Here is a 13,541-nt window from a genome sequence, read left to right on the forward strand (position 1 = left end):
AATTCCCTCTTAATTAACCCATGCGCAGCAGAGAATTAGATGCTTGATCCATTTCTTCTGCAGTCTTCATTAGTTTTACTTGCATTTCAAAGTGACGCTGAAGGTCAATAAGCCCTGTCATTTCGCTGACGGCGTTCACGTTACTGCCTTCCAGCGCACCAGTGAGTAGCGTAACGCCAGCATCAGCGTTATACACTGTGCCAGGGTTTACAGGCTTAAACACACCATTCCGGTCTTTGAACATGTCTGCGTTATCTGGGCGAACGAGCTTAATGCGGTCAACTTCTTCCATTGCTTCTGGTGGTGCACCTTGCGGTAAAACAGAGACAGTACCGTCAGTGCCAATTTCGATTTTGGAAACAGGCAGTGGCAAGAAAATCGGTGCCCCCCCTTCGCCAAGGATCAAGTGCCCATGACCATTCTGAAGTAAGCCAGTTTGGTCAACTTTCAGGTTACCCACACGGGTATAGCCTTCTTGACCAGTGCCATCGAGTACCGCCAGCCAACCGTCGCCTTTAACAGCAACGTCAAGTTCACGACCAGTCGTGATGGTCGAGCCTTGTGCAAAGCTATGCCCAGGGCGCTCCGTCATGTTGAACACACGCGTCGGTAAACCTTCGCCATAAGCTTGCATGGCACGGGCTTGCTCTAAGTCTGCTCGAAAGCCTGTGGTGCTGACGTTTGCCAAGTTATTGGCACGCAGTTGCAAGGCTTGCATATCTTGTTTGGCGCCACTCATGGCAAGGAATAATGCGCGATCCATTTAGACGTTCTCCTGTCGCTTATGACTTGTATAAAGCAAGAAGAGTGCCAATATGTAATTAGAATGTTTTACAAGAGGTTAGCGTAAGAAGTGTTCAGTGGAGCTCTAGGTGGGTGGGTGTATTGAGAAGAATATTAGGAAGACAATTGCCGCTCGAATGTCGAGCGGCAAAAAAACTGCAATCAAGCAACAATAACAAAGACGCTAAATTATCGAATTTGCAGAATCGTTTGTTGCATCGAATTGCCCACTTCGAGTGAACGCGAGTTCGCTTGGAAGTTTCGCTGTGCGGTAATTAAGTCCACCAGCTCTTGGGTCATATCAATGTTTGATTGCTCAATGGTACCGCTTTTCACTTTACCAAAGGCACCTTGCATGGCTTCGCCCCAGACTGCCTCACCAGATTGCTGCGTTACCTTCCATTGAGTGTTGCCCGCTTGAGAAAGACCTTGCTGGTTAGATACGCGAACCATGGCTACACGACCAAGTGCGACGTTTTCACCGTTACTGTAGGTCGCCATAATGGTGCCTTTAGGGTCGATATCGACTTTTGCAAGATAACCCGTGGTTGCGCCATCTTCACTAAACTTACGCATTTCAAACGGAGAGGCGTACTGAGTCGGGTCTTCAAAATTGATGGTCAGTGCTTGCGCACCATCAGCACCGTTCATTTCAAGGCCTGCACCGTTAGCACCAAGCTCAACAGTTTGGATAGGTTGACCGCCATTGACGTTATTTACCGAACCATCACTGTTAAATTCGAGCGAATGGCCGACATGTCCTGCAGCATTGGTAAATTCACCGGCAGTAAGGCTGACTGGTTTTTCACCCGTTGGATCTGTCGCCGTGTAGTACACCGCCCACTTGTTCGGCGTGACGTTGTCTTTAACGTAATAGGTGGTCAATTTATATGGCTGACCAAGGGAGTCAAAGATAGTCGCTGATGTTGCTTTGTTATACGTATCCGGATCTTCTGGATTAAACAAAGCAGGATCTTTTTCTGCGCCGCCCGCAGGCAGGTTTAGACCAATATCAACATTCTCAGACGCACGAGGCTGTCCAAATTGATCAGGAACACTCAACGCTTTAGGCTCAAACGATCCCACTTGCAGTGTTTCGTTGTCCACGTTGTAGCCCAGAAGAAACTGGCCTTCAGAGTTAACAATGTTGTTGTTTTTGTCGAGGTGGAACGCACCGTTACGCGTCAACTGATTGTTCTGCGTCGCGAGGTTGTCATTCGCCACGGCGAAGTAACCGTTGCCGCTGATACGTAAATCAAGCGGGTTATTGGTGTAGATGCTTGACCCTTCATGGAACTGTTGCGCCACGATAGAGGTTTGCACACCACTACCTGTCGTTGTTTTCGCATTCGAGAAAATCGAAGCAGAGTAAACATCACCAAATTCAGCGCGCGATTCTTTAAAACCAAAAGTGTTGGCATTCGCAATGTTGTTACTGGTGGTGTTCATGTCTTTTTGAGCTGCCGCTAGGCCACTCAGTGCGATGTTCAATGCCATTGCTGGAACTCCTCTGTCCTTTTAGCTCTTACTCGCGCCGCTGACGCCAGCTTTACCTACTTCAAGCACTTCGGTGAGTTTGACCGGAGATGCATAACCCGCGATGTTTAACATCACATTGCCGTCACCATTGCCCAGTAGGACACTGTTAACGTTGGCATACGTTGAGAGCTCAAGATCTTGTGATTTGCCATCAATGTTGCCGCTTACGTTCATGCTGTAATTGCCTTCCGGCAATGGGTTGCCTGTATCATCTTTTCCATCCCATTCAACGCGATGGTCGCCTGGAGATTTTGCACCCAAACTAAAGCTTCTTAGCAATTCGCCTCGGTCATTCTGAATTCGAACAATGACGTCGTTCAATGCTTGCGGCAGTTTCACCATCGCAGCAATGCCACCTTCGGCAGTTTTAAAGCCATCATTGCCAGGGACCAATACATCTTGGCCGACCAATGACGACGCCTGAAGGGCTTGGCTTGATGTCATCGCAGCATTCAATGAACCAAACTGTTCATTCATCTTGCCGATGCCATCTACCGTCGCAAACGATGCCATCTGGGCGATCATTTGCTCGTTATCTACGGGTTTAAAAGGGTCTTGGTTCGCAAGCTGCTTCGTCAACAGAGAAAGAAAGTCTTCTTGTTTCAGATCGGTCTGACCGGTGACTTTTTCACCTGAGTCGCCACGTTCCGCACGTTGTTTTTCCTGAAGCGCTTTGAGTTGGTCAATGTAGCTTCCGCCACCTGCTCCACCTGCGCCATCAATCGGATTCATAGTGCCGTCCTCCTACCTTACTTGCCCATCTGTAGTGTACGCATCAGCATTTGTTTGCTGGCTTCTGCGACTTCTACATTGGTTTGATAAGAACGGGATGCCGAAATCATATTGGCCATCTCTTCCATTACGTTGACGTTCGGTTTAAAAATATAACCTTCCGCATTCGCCATCGGGTGATCGGGGTTATATTCCGCGCGAAGTGGTTTTTGGCTTTCTACAATGCCAGCGACACTAACAGGAACACTCGCGCCTTGTTGACCATTGAATCGGTTCAATTCAGCAGCAAAAACAGGGTGGCGGGCTTTATACGTCTCAGCCGCCGAACTGCTGACTGAATTCGCGTTCGCCAAATTACTGGATGTGGTGTTAAGTCTCACAGACTCTGCACTCATGGCAGAACCCGTTACATTAAACACATTAAATAGACTCATCCATTATTCCCCTTTCAATGCCTTGGACATGTTTTTAAACTTTGACCCAAGGAAATCCAACGACGCTTGATACTCTAATGCGTTTTGCATAAACAGGTTTCGCTCTACTTGCGAATCAACTGTATTGCCATCACCCGTATCAGGCTGGTTTGGAATACGATACATTTTCTGGCCGCTCACTTGCGTAGAGGCAGTAATATGCCGCCCATCCGTTCGACTTAGGCCAATGTTTGCCCCAGAGGTTGCAGCTTTCAGGGCGCGTTCGAAGTCTACATCCTGCGCTTTATAACCCGGTGTATTAGCGTTGGCCAGGTTACTTGCCAAGGTTTCAGCCCTTTGACCACGCACACCGACAGTGTGTTGATGTATACCCAGCGCTTTGTCGAACGATATCGCCATGAGGCAACCTCCTAAACTTTCCTACTTGAATAAAAGCAATAGTGATGCCAACTTTCTCGCAAACTCTTCCTGTCGATATAATATTTATTTTTTTCAGTCTCTTAGGCCTTTACTGCTTAACAACCACGAGAGCAACAGGGATCAATAGATACAAAAAAGCGGCAACTTCTGTGCCATGTTTAATTGCCGCTCAGCCCAGACGCCTTGCGGGACAAGGGCTGCAAGCCTACAATCCTTCCTACATTACGTCATACAGAGCCATTTTCCATGAGCCGCGACACCAAGTATCTGAAGCAGCGTCACAACATGTGGTACTTCCAACGCAGAGTACCAAAGGCATTGGAGCGCTTCTATCCAGCACAGGTGATGATCGAGGAAAGCCTAAACACTGGTGACCTTCGCATTGCCCGTGCCAAGCGTGACGTATTGCTAGGGAAGATGCGAGAGATGGAGCTTGAAGAGGCTGATAACAATGATGATAACTACCGATTCCGTGTCTACCAGAACCAGCTTAACGCCATTGCTCAGCAGGCAGTTAGGCAACCTATTGCCGACGAAGAAGAGTTAGCCGATGCTAGTTGGTCGTATGCACTGCATCCCGAAACCGTAGGCAAGACAAATGATGCTGCGTATGTGGAGGCTTATCGCTTGACCATGAGCGGTAAAACAACGTCAGACAAATACACACCAACACTTAAGGAAGCATTGCGCCAGTTCATAGTCAGCGCAGAGATTGCCAAGACGCCAACACCAGCAACGCTGAAGCGGTTCACAAGTACTGTGTCATTGTTTCTTCAGTATCTGGAAAAGCGGGATGTTCAGTTAAATCAGGTTGAGCGCTCAGTCGCCCGTGGTTTTCTTGAGGTCATGAGCAGTGATGCAGCACCAGCAACGGTAAAAGGCCAACAGTCGCGTCTCAAGATGCTTTGGAGCTTTGCGATTGACCGAGGCTTGACGACTGCGTCTAATCCGTTTGACGGGCTAAAGGTGGCTAAGACGGCAAGAACCGATAAGAAGAAACCATTTACATTGGATGAACTCAAGAGGCTGTTAGTACTTGCCAATAGTAAAGGCGATCAGTTCAAGCTGCTCGTCCACTTTGGTCTGTATACGGGCGCTAGGATTAGTGAGGTTGTCGGTATCAGGCTGAACGACATCAAGGCAGAAGACGGTATGTTGACTGTGACGCTGGCTAGTGAAGGTGGTAAAACAAATGCCGCAACCAGAACGATACCAGTACCTGAACAATGCTTGAAGTTGTTCGAAGCAGTACGACAAGATAGCATCGACAAGGGTTCAGAGTGGCTATTCAGTCAGCTTGTGTCAGTTCGCAGGGATGGACGCTTAGCTTATCGCATCACTGTCGAGTTTGGTCGATTCAAGCAAGAGCATATCACCACAGACACAGCGAAGGGTTTTCACTCGTTCCGTGTCATGGCAGCTACATACATGCAGCAAGCAGGCGTGACAGAGCACGAAGCCGCCTATCTGCTTGGGCATTCACGTAAGGGCGATACGATGTCATATGGTTACTACTCGAAAGGCTATACGCTGGCTCAGCTTAAGGAAGCTCAAGAGAAGTTATGCCGCTACATTGAGCAACAGCTATAGCCACCATCCGGTCACTTAATAGGCGACGCTACGTAAAATCCGGCAAGGTCAGACATCACGCTGGCTCTCAGATTTCACGTAGCGTCGCCTGTTTATATGTCATTGTGTATTAGATTATCGAGTAGCTCATTAAAATGGAGAAACACTTTATTAACTCCAATATCTTGGCTAAAGTCTCTTATTTCCCACCCGATTCTTTGTGTGTCCCTTTCAAACACATGCTGGAAATCGTCATCCATTATCTCGATGAGAAACGTATCAATATAGCCTTCGCTACTTACTGGTTTAAAAGCTAACTTCTCTGACTGAGTCAGAGAAGTCTGTAGTCGGAAAAATCGGAGTTTAAAAACAGACTTCGCTTCACCGAACCTTGCCACTGCAGTTCTCGCATTCTTTTCAAAAATGGCGAGTTCACCATTTTCAATGTCAGATGATTTAACGCTCACGGTAGATTTCAAGGTAGTTGACCAGATTTTCTAATTAAGCGGCTCTTTTTTGACCGCCATGTTCGTTATTGTCTGTGCTTTTGGGGTTGAGTGTTACCGAACCAACGGGTGACCAGTCGCGAGTCTCCCTTGCCCAACGTTCAGGATGCTTGGCTTTCGCCTGCTGATACACGGCATGCCGCTTCGCCAGCACTGTTGTATCTAAGTTTCTGTGTCTTTCTGCTGGAGTGACGAACTTAATCGCACTGTGGTGATGCTCGTTGTTGTACCAGTTTACAAAATTCAGCATCCATTCACGTGCCTCTGCCAGCGTTTCGAAGCCATGCTCCGGATAGTTAGGCCGGTACTTGGCTGTACGGAACAATGACTCTGAATAGGCATTGTCATTACTAACGCCCGGACGATTGAAGGATGTTCGGATGCCCATTTCATCAAGCTTTGCACGCAAGGTGAGTGACCTCATTGGGGCCCCGTTGTCAGAATGTAAATAATGAGGCTTCACGAAGCAGCGTTCACTGAAGGTGGCTCGCTCAATCAGCTGAGAAGCAAGGGTTCCGCATTCGCAGTCATGGACTTCCCAACCCACAATTTTGCGACTGTAGATATCAATGACCATATAAAGATACCAGTACAGACCACGAACCTTCGCGGGCAGATAACTGATATCCCAAGTCCAGATCTCATTGGGCTTTGTCGCCACATGAGAAGCGGGCTCCGTCGTAGGCTGTGGCGGTTTCGCCCGTCCTCGATGGTGCAGTTGGTCGTTAGCTTTCAGCACACGATATATGCTTGACTCACTGGCCATATATTCTCCCTGATCGGCCAGTTTCGGCACGATTTGACTGGGCGGTAAATTGGCATAGTCAGCCTCATTGCAGACATTCAGAATATGTTGGCGCTCTTGCTCTGACAGCTTGTTTTTCGGCTCTGGTCTGATAGCCAGAGGACGAAGATCGGGCAACACATGACCCTGTGACGTACGCCAGCGGCGCAACGTTCGCTGTGGAACTTGCATGAGGTCTGCAGCCTTGTACTGAGGCGCGCCATTAGCAACCGCTTCATCAAAAAGCGCCAGCAATGTCTCGCGCATATCGAGAGGAGTCAGTCCTCCTCGCTGTCGCTCCCGTACAAGGCCTTGAGCTTTTTTGACAGCACCAATAGCGCCGCCGTTTCTGCCAGGGCTTTGTCTTTACGATGCAGCTCTGCTTCCAATTTTCGGATACGCTTTTTATCCGCTCTACGCTCTGTCTGCTCTGCTTTCTTAGATTGCTCTGCTTGACCCGCACCGCTGATACAAGCGAGTTTCCACGCTTTAACTTGTTCAGGGTACAAACCTTTCTGGCGACAATACTGGCTAAGCTCAGTTTCTGACAAACTGGCGGTTTCGATGACGGTGGCGAACTTGGCTTCAGCTGACCAATGTTCAGAATTTTTTTGATTACCTGGCACAGGTTTACCTTCGGAGCGGAGTTTATTACGCCAATTGTATAACGTTGCTTCGCTGATGTGATCCTCCGCAGCAACTTCTGGAATGGTTTTGTTATGCGGTGGCAGTAGCTTCTTCAAGATGGCAGCTTTTCTTTCTTCGGAATATCTCGGCATAGTGTCCTTCGTTAGCCCTCCATTGCTGGATTTTTGGGCGTTCTAAGATCTGGACAACTATCCTGACACCGGGGGGAAGCTTCCCCCCATAATTTATTGTTGCTGGATTCACCTCTCCACCTAAGTGTTTGACCACGTCAGAAGCTTCTTTGACTCCTTTCGTGATTTGAACCAGAGTTTCTTTGATGTATTCATCTAGCTGCATTTTAAGGTCTCATGAATTAAAAAAACATAATACTATCAAAAGGCTGATTCGTCTCAGTGCGATTAATTGCCTAATCAAATTCATCCCGCCAGAGTCCAGTAAACCCCAAGACTATTTTTTGTAAAAAATCCGTGAGTGGTTATATATATAATACAGAGTGGATTTCCCCCCATACCCCCCAGTTCGACCAATCCATTAACGATAACCACATCAACTCTCCTTCATATAGATGGCGCAAGAGAGGCCGTTGCATGACGACAGGGAAACCAAGCGTCTCACATGATGAAGGCGTTGCGGCTTGGCTCGGTGTTCTGACCAATCGCCATACTTGGTGTCATGGCCTGATGCTCTGATAGGTGATGCGTCGCGTTGGCCTTCTGCTTCTCTCCTTGTCCTAGCTCTAGCCTCTTTCCATCTACTGTCCACAAAGGTACACCTTCTTGCGCACTCCAGTTCAACACCTAAAAGTGTACATTAAGTCTTTACATTTAATTAGTGGGCATGTACATTAATCACATTGGACTTTATGCACACTTACAGAGAACACCAAACATGCTTATCGGATATGCTCGCGTTTCTTCAACTGACCAGTGCCTTGAGACTCAAAAGACACAGCTCCTAGCGCTAGGATGCGAGAAGGTATACACCGACAAGGAAAGCGGTAAGTCAGCAGAGCGCGAAGGACTCAACGATTGCACGGAGTATGCGCGAGAAGGTGACACCATCATTGCTACAAAGACTGACCGTTTGGCTCGAAACACTATCGATGCGCTAAACATAGCCGACAAGTTGAAAGCGAAAGGTGTTGGCCTGAAGTTACTAGACCTTGGCGATGTCGATATCAATAGTGATGTTGGGCGTGTCATCTATACCACCATTAGCGCATTCGCTGAGATGGAACGTAAGCGCATACTGCAACGCTGCAACGAAGGACGAGCGCAAGCTAAGGCTGAAGGTAAGCATCTGGGACGCCGTAAGGATGAAGACAACCACAAGGCCGTGATGGAGTTGTTTAATGATGGAGTAGCAAAGGCACAGATAGCCAAGCGCTTAGGCATTAGTCGAACCAACGTTTACAACATCATTAACATGAACAAGTAAAACCAATTGACAGAGAGAGACTACCTCATGGCTAACACAATGACCGACACAGTTACGATGGAAGATAGCAGCAAGGCGATGTTGGATGCTGACATTGCAGTAATGAACGAAGCGATTGACCTAGCGTCTTTGGTTCAAGCGGGACGTTTGGCATTACATGCGTTGAGCCATGAGCAGTTGCAAGCGATGGTGTCTGGCCTAATGGTGGCTGATGCTTACATTGCAGATGCAGTGACGATTGAACGCAGCGCCCTGAACTGATGGCCTGAACGCAACGCCCTGAACTGATGGCCTAACCCAGTGTTAGGCTTTGCGCTGTCTGGAGGCTGCTGTGAGAGCGTATTGGCATTGGTTTAATACCTTAACTGGTTGGTACTTACAGTCTGAGCTGCAACCTCGACACAAGTTAGCTCGTGACAGGCTGGAGGTTAGCTGAATGGGTACTGAATGCTCAGTTCCATCGGTTTGACTAACGCTGCATACTTTTAGCCTAACACTAGGTTATGCCTTTTCGCTGTCTGGAGGCTGGCTGTGATAGCGTATTGGTATTGGTGTACTACCTTAACTGGTCGGTACTTACAGTTTGAGCTGTAACCTTGGCGTAGGTCTACTCGACACAGGCTGAAGGCTATCTGAATGGGTACTGAATGCTCAGTTTCATCGGTTTGACTGGAGTTCTTACTTTTAGTTCTGACCGAAAGCTCCCTCCTTTTCTAGTTATCAAACCAATAAGGAAGGTGTCTGAATGCAGAGATGTGTGTCGATACACCTAGCAGTAACCGCCGTGTCCACCTTCAGTACCAACGTTCAACACGGCAGCAAACTAACGCTTCACACAGTTACCTTGAAGTTACCTATCCTTTGTTGATTACCATAACACCAGCTACTTTCAGCCAACTTAGCGTAGATACTCCATGTTCTTTATAGGACGGACATTTCGAACATTTGTGTTAACTAATTGTTAATGGTTTATAGCATCATCTTAACACCAGATACTCTCAGCCATACCTTCAGCTCTCTCTATAAAGACGCCGTATAGAAACCACCTTCAGCCATACCTTCAGCTCTCTCTATAAAGACGCCGTATAGAAACCACCTTCAGCCATACCTTCAGCTCTCTCTATAAAGACGCCGCTTTGAACAAACCTTCAGCCATACCTTCAGCTCTCTCTATAAAGACGCCGTATAGAAAGTAATTACATAAACTGCTTGACACCTTCAGTCCACACCTTTCAGTCACTGCCTTTAGCTCTCTCTATAAAGACGCCGTATAGAAACCACCAGATACCTTCAACCCACACCTTCAGTCCTTCCAAGCGTTCATTTCAGACTAAGTACACATCATAGATTTACTACGCATCGACACGACGTTTGTTCAAATCCGATTTAGGACACCGCCTAGGACAACACAAATCAAATCACACCATTTCGCTATTCGCACAGGAGACCACCACCATAAAAGCAAACTACACACATGACGACCACGACCACGCCCAAGCGCTTCATTTCCTAAACGCAATGTATAACATCACGCCACCATCCATTGTTGTCGATAACGCAGCACCTGCCAAGAAGAAGGGTAACAAGAGGCCTCCAGTACATCTGCTTGACGTGCCAGCCTTCGACCCAAGTGAAGTACCTGATTGGCTGGATGATATCGTTAGCGGCGTACTGGCTTCGTTCTACGAGAAGAAGACCAACAAGAACAACCAAGCTTACGTTAACAAAGCAAAGCTATTTCGTTTCATGAGTTACCACAACGAACCAACCTTCACGACAGAAGACATCGCGCTCATCATTAGTGTTACGCCAAGAACAGCCCGCCAGTACGCCGAAGTGTTGAGAAGCATTGCGCTATTTGTCGAACGAGCCAAGGCGAACGGTCAGCTATACAAAGTCGCATATCCCTTCCACAAGTTGCCAAGCCGTGATGTGCGCCAGAAGCTGGTAGCAGTAGCCTAGCCTAGAGGATGAGAGCGTTGTGTTTCACATCAGGCAGGGAAGCCATTTTTGATGATTAACCAACTAAGCACACATCATAGGAGCAGACAGTCAGATTCACTGAGAAACCGTACATTTGAAGCAGGGATGAATTAGGACACCGCTTAGGAGATACATGTGAAAAACATAGCGCCTCCATCTGCACCAACGACCAAACTCAACGCCTTCACACGGCTTTCAAACCTACAGACACCATTTGCAAGACCTCTTTCTGTCACCATCTCATCGTTGTTAACGGCGCATTCAATCGCGCTGTATCTGTGGGTATGGGGTGGATGTGGGGCGGCGAGAGGTCATTCCAAATGAGGTAACAACAACCATGTTCACATTCAACACTACCATTAACACTACCAAGCGTTGCACACGGTGCAGCGATATGCAGCCTGTTTCTATGTTTAGTAAGGATAAACGAAGCAAAGACAGCCTACAGTCTCGATGTAAGCCATGCCAAGCGACCGCCAAGCGCGAGGGACGCGCAGCAAAGCACAAAGACAACCCAAAGTTCAGACCACGACCCCGTAAGGGATATGTCGATACAGACACTCACAAGCATTGTCGTAAGTGCGACGAGTTGAAACCTAGGGAAGCCTTTGGCAAAGCCAGACAAAAGAAAGATGAACTCCAGTCTTACTGTAACACATGCAACGTGATTACCTTACGTGCAAAGTACTTAGCTAGTCCGATGCTCACTACTTGGTTAAGCATGCGGCAACGCTGCTACAACCCAAACCACAAAGCTTACAAAAGCTATGGTGAACAAGGTGTAACTATATGCAACAGATGGCTTAATAGTTTCGATTCATTTGTCTCAGACATGGGCGACAAGCCATCACCTGAGCACTCAATTGATCGTATTAACCCGTTTGGTAGCTATACGCCAACGAACACGCGATGGGCTGATGCGACAACGCAAGCTAACAATCAGAAACGTCGCGTTCAAGCGCGTCGAGTTCAATCCTTAGTCTATCTAGCAGCCTTCGATTTGGCATGGTCAAACTACCAAGAAGAGGCAAACCTATGACCAACCATAATCACCAGCGTGAATGCGCAAAGCTTATCGCCGCAGCGCGTGAGAGCGAGACAGCTCACCATAAGACACGATACATACTCGTCGTTCTACGTTCACAAGGCATCCAGTATCCGAGCGAGTACTACTACAAGGTGTCTCCAGATATCCGCGCAGCTATCGAGTCCGTCGCTGATGCTAATCGTGTCGACCCGTTCCGTATCTTCAGCATGCTTTATGCATTACCAGCGGTCACGCCTGAGAGCGTCCGTAAGCAGCTTGACGACGACGCCAGCGACGCCTTAGTGAATGCATGGTTTGCCGTACTAACCGCAGCAATCAAAGCGCTAGAGCCTGTGGTCTTCATCTAAGACAAACAGAACAAACCTAATCAAAGTATGACGCTTGAAAGTGACTCCGCGTTACCTGTCGGTCTTGCTCGACCATGGCACAGGAGACAGCGCGAAGTCACCTTCAAGCATCATGAACAAATCAAACTCAATCACACAAACTCAATCCAACCCACTAACTCTCATAAGGAGAAACAACTATGACAATGATCAATCACAGCAACCGCGAACACTTCACCATCGACGACCTAGCACAACCACATTACGAACCTGCTGACACGTGGGTGACCAGTTACCGTGGTCAAATGGCTACGACGCACGACATCTACAACGGCAACGTTCACTCAGGCAATGCCAATGGTACGCCTTACGTTTACCGCGAGTGTGGTGCAATCGTCGACCCAAGCGAAGCGCGTGATACCGACTTGGTCTGCCTTCAAGGTCTAGAAATGACCGTCGGTGCTGCTATCTCTCTTGGTCTGCTTCAAGACTTCTAAGAAGAAACGAAAAGGAATGGTTGCGGTTCACACCGTGGCTATGTAGGCGAGGCGTCTGGAAAACGCCTTTATCTTCAAGACGACGCTGTGCAATGCACTATGTCTAACTCTGTAACCCTGTACTTAACATTAACACGTGGTGGTGGCGATGGCGGCAGGTAGGCAGACATGACGTAGGGCATTGCACTGCGCCGTCTAATCGTTCCCTTTTTATGGAGGTAATGACTATCAAGACAAATGAAACTCAAGAAAAACCAAAAGCAGCAAAACCAAAAGCAGCAAAACCAAAAGCAGCAACGAAACGCGGTCGCCCAAGAAAGCTAGATGCCAACGGAAAGCCAATCGTATACAGCGTCAGCGACAAACGGTTCAACCTTACAGACGCAATCGAAGCAACTGACATCGAGAAGGCATGGGATGTTGTGAGACTCAGCACCGGACATCGTCATGCTGGCCTAGCGTATGCACCGTCAGTGCTCATGTTTATCAATGAGAAAACCAAAGCGTCGTCGTTTAGGTACACCACTGATTATGGTGGCTGCGAAGCTTATGAACAACTTCAGTCACTCAAAGAGAGCGGTCGGATGGTGGGTGGTTACCAATTGCTACGTGAAGAAGACTCTGTCGATGACGTGATACTGGTCTTCTGGTGCTCACCCAACTCATTACAACCGAAAGACGAGCAATTAGCGACTGTGCGTCGGATGCGCGACATCCTGCTCGACCAACACAAGCAAGGCGACAAGATGCCAGAAGCATATGTGCCAAGCAACAAGATGCCAACCTACGGCTAATCAACCTTTAACCCAACTACTGTTTAAACAACCGCATACCT

The 13,541-nt window shown here is 48.0% G+C and carries 16 protein-coding genes; 8 read left to right on the forward strand and 8 right to left on the reverse strand.

Going from position 1 to position 13,541, the window contains the following annotated elements:
- Positions 1–13: 13 nt before the first annotated feature.
- The 5 genes from AC3CIC_RS12080 to flgB all read right to left on the reverse strand — a co-directional run bounded on the left by AC3CIC_RS12080 (position 14) and on the right by flgB (position 3,887).
- Positions 14–763, reverse strand: a complete 750-nt coding sequence (locus AC3CIC_RS12080; protein WP_016960107.1) for a flagellar basal body rod protein FlgF — start codon at positions 761–763, stop codon at positions 14–16.
- 209 nt (positions 764–972) lie between these two features.
- On the reverse strand, positions 973–2,280 hold the full coding sequence (gene flgE / locus AC3CIC_RS12085) for a flagellar hook protein FlgE (RefSeq protein WP_016960106.1): 1,308 nt from the start codon (positions 2,278–2,280) through the stop codon (positions 973–975).
- A 21-nt stretch (positions 2,281–2,301) separates the two neighbouring features.
- The gene (locus AC3CIC_RS12090) at positions 2,302–3,054 is read right to left on the reverse strand and encodes a flagellar hook assembly protein FlgD (RefSeq protein ID WP_016960105.1); all 753 of its coding nucleotides are present in this window, start codon (positions 3,052–3,054) and stop codon (positions 2,302–2,304) included.
- A gap of 17 nt (positions 3,055–3,071) precedes the next feature.
- Entirely contained in the window at positions 3,072–3,488 is a 417-nt protein-coding gene (flgC, locus tag AC3CIC_RS12095; protein WP_016960104.1) for a flagellar basal body rod protein FlgC, read from the reverse strand.
- 3 nt (positions 3,489–3,491) lie between these two features.
- On the reverse strand, positions 3,492–3,887 hold the full coding sequence (flgB, locus tag AC3CIC_RS12100; RefSeq protein ID WP_016960103.1) for a flagellar basal body rod protein FlgB: 396 nt from the start codon (positions 3,885–3,887) through the stop codon (positions 3,492–3,494).
- Positions 3,888–4,154: 267 nt separating this feature from the next.
- Between flgB and AC3CIC_RS12105 the strand changes: the two genes are divergently transcribed.
- A complete protein-coding gene (locus tag AC3CIC_RS12105) occupies positions 4,155–5,498 on the forward strand; it encodes a site-specific integrase (RefSeq protein ID WP_488514724.1) in 1,344 nt (447 codons plus the stop codon).
- Positions 5,499–5,590: 92 nt separating this feature from the next.
- Here AC3CIC_RS12105 and AC3CIC_RS12110 read toward each other — a convergent pair whose 3' ends face one another.
- From AC3CIC_RS12110 to AC3CIC_RS12120, 3 genes are all read right to left on the reverse strand, one after another.
- Entirely contained in the window at positions 5,591–5,944 is a 354-nt protein-coding gene (locus AC3CIC_RS12110) for a hypothetical protein (protein ID WP_488514725.1), read from the reverse strand.
- Between the two features lie 34 nt (positions 5,945–5,978).
- A protein-coding gene (locus tag AC3CIC_RS12115) for an IS3 family transposase (protein ID WP_488514672.1) occupies positions 5,979–7,546 on the reverse strand; the annotation gives its coding sequence in 2 pieces (ribosomal slippage) (positions 5,979–7,093 and positions 7,093–7,546; 1,569 coding nt in all).
- A 480-nt stretch (positions 7,547–8,026) separates the two neighbouring features.
- Entirely contained in the window at positions 8,027–8,212 is a 186-nt protein-coding gene (locus AC3CIC_RS12120; RefSeq protein WP_488514726.1) for a hypothetical protein, read from the reverse strand.
- Between the two features lie 91 nt (positions 8,213–8,303).
- Here AC3CIC_RS12120 and AC3CIC_RS12125 point away from each other — a divergent pair, with 91 nt between their 5' ends.
- The 7 genes from AC3CIC_RS12125 to AC3CIC_RS12155 all read left to right on the forward strand — a co-directional run bounded on the left by AC3CIC_RS12125 (position 8,304) and on the right by AC3CIC_RS12155 (position 13,500).
- A complete protein-coding gene (locus tag AC3CIC_RS12125) occupies positions 8,304–8,852 on the forward strand; it encodes a recombinase family protein (protein ID WP_488514727.1) in 549 nt (182 codons plus the stop codon).
- A gap of 39 nt (positions 8,853–8,891) precedes the next feature.
- Positions 8,892–9,113 (forward strand): hypothetical protein, encoded by a 222-nt coding sequence (locus AC3CIC_RS12130; RefSeq protein WP_488514728.1) that lies wholly within the window; start codon positions 8,892–8,894, stop codon positions 9,111–9,113.
- A gap of 1,110 nt (positions 9,114–10,223) precedes the next feature.
- Positions 10,224–10,814 (forward strand): hypothetical protein, encoded by a 591-nt coding sequence (locus AC3CIC_RS12135; RefSeq protein ID WP_488514729.1) that lies wholly within the window; start codon positions 10,224–10,226, stop codon positions 10,812–10,814.
- An 853-nt stretch (positions 10,815–11,667) separates the two neighbouring features.
- Positions 11,668–11,874, forward strand: a complete 207-nt coding sequence (locus tag AC3CIC_RS12140) for a hypothetical protein (RefSeq protein WP_488514730.1) — start codon at positions 11,668–11,670, stop codon at positions 11,872–11,874.
- The gene (locus AC3CIC_RS12145) at positions 11,871–12,230 is read left to right on the forward strand and encodes a hypothetical protein (RefSeq protein WP_488514731.1); all 360 of its coding nucleotides are present in this window, start codon (positions 11,871–11,873) and stop codon (positions 12,228–12,230) included. The genes AC3CIC_RS12140 and AC3CIC_RS12145 overlap by 4 nt, the downstream gene beginning before the upstream one ends.
- A 179-nt stretch (positions 12,231–12,409) precedes the next feature.
- Entirely contained in the window at positions 12,410–12,706 is a 297-nt protein-coding gene (locus AC3CIC_RS12150; RefSeq protein WP_488514732.1) for a hypothetical protein, read from the forward strand.
- Between the two features lie 221 nt (positions 12,707–12,927).
- The gene (locus AC3CIC_RS12155; protein WP_488514733.1) at positions 12,928–13,500 is read left to right on the forward strand and encodes a hypothetical protein; all 573 of its coding nucleotides are present in this window, start codon (positions 12,928–12,930) and stop codon (positions 13,498–13,500) included.
- Positions 13,501–13,541 lie beyond the last annotated feature (41 nt).

Source organism: Enterovibrio sp. QJM3NY_24 (genome assembly GCF_057786035.1).

Bases quoted from the DNA above. Each gene is read 5' to 3' on its own strand.
- AC3CIC_RS12150 (WP_488514732.1), top strand. From the start codon at position 12,410: ATGACAATGATCAATCACAGCAACCGCGAACACTTCACCATCGACGAC.
- AC3CIC_RS12090 (WP_016960105.1), bottom strand. From the start codon at position 3,054: ATGAATCCGATTGATGGCGCAGGTGGAGCAGGTGGCGGAAGCTACATT.
- AC3CIC_RS12140 (WP_488514730.1), top strand. From the start codon at position 11,668: ATGGGCGACAAGCCATCACCTGAGCACTCAATTGATCGTATTAACCCG.
- AC3CIC_RS12125 (WP_488514727.1), top strand. From the start codon at position 8,304: ATGCTTATCGGATATGCTCGCGTTTCTTCAACTGACCAGTGCCTTGAG.
- AC3CIC_RS12080 (WP_016960107.1), bottom strand. From the start codon at position 763: ATGGATCGCGCATTATTCCTTGCCATGAGTGGCGCCAAACAAGATATG.
- flgE (WP_016960106.1), bottom strand. From the start codon at position 2,280: ATGGCATTGAACATCGCACTGAGTGGCCTAGCGGCAGCTCAAAAAGAC.
- AC3CIC_RS12105 (WP_488514724.1), top strand. From the start codon at position 4,155: ATGAGCCGCGACACCAAGTATCTGAAGCAGCGTCACAACATGTGGTAC.
- flgB (WP_016960103.1), bottom strand. From the start codon at position 3,887: ATGGCGATATCGTTCGACAAAGCGCTGGGTATACATCAACACACTGTC.
- AC3CIC_RS12155 (WP_488514733.1), top strand. From the start codon at position 12,928: ATGACTATCAAGACAAATGAAACTCAAGAAAAACCAAAAGCAGCAAAA.
- AC3CIC_RS12145 (WP_488514731.1), top strand. From the start codon at position 11,871: ATGACCAACCATAATCACCAGCGTGAATGCGCAAAGCTTATCGCCGCA.
- AC3CIC_RS12130 (WP_488514728.1), top strand. From the start codon at position 8,892: ATGACCGACACAGTTACGATGGAAGATAGCAGCAAGGCGATGTTGGAT.
- flgC (WP_016960104.1), bottom strand. From the start codon at position 3,488: ATGAGTCTATTTAATGTGTTTAATGTAACGGGTTCTGCCATGAGTGCA.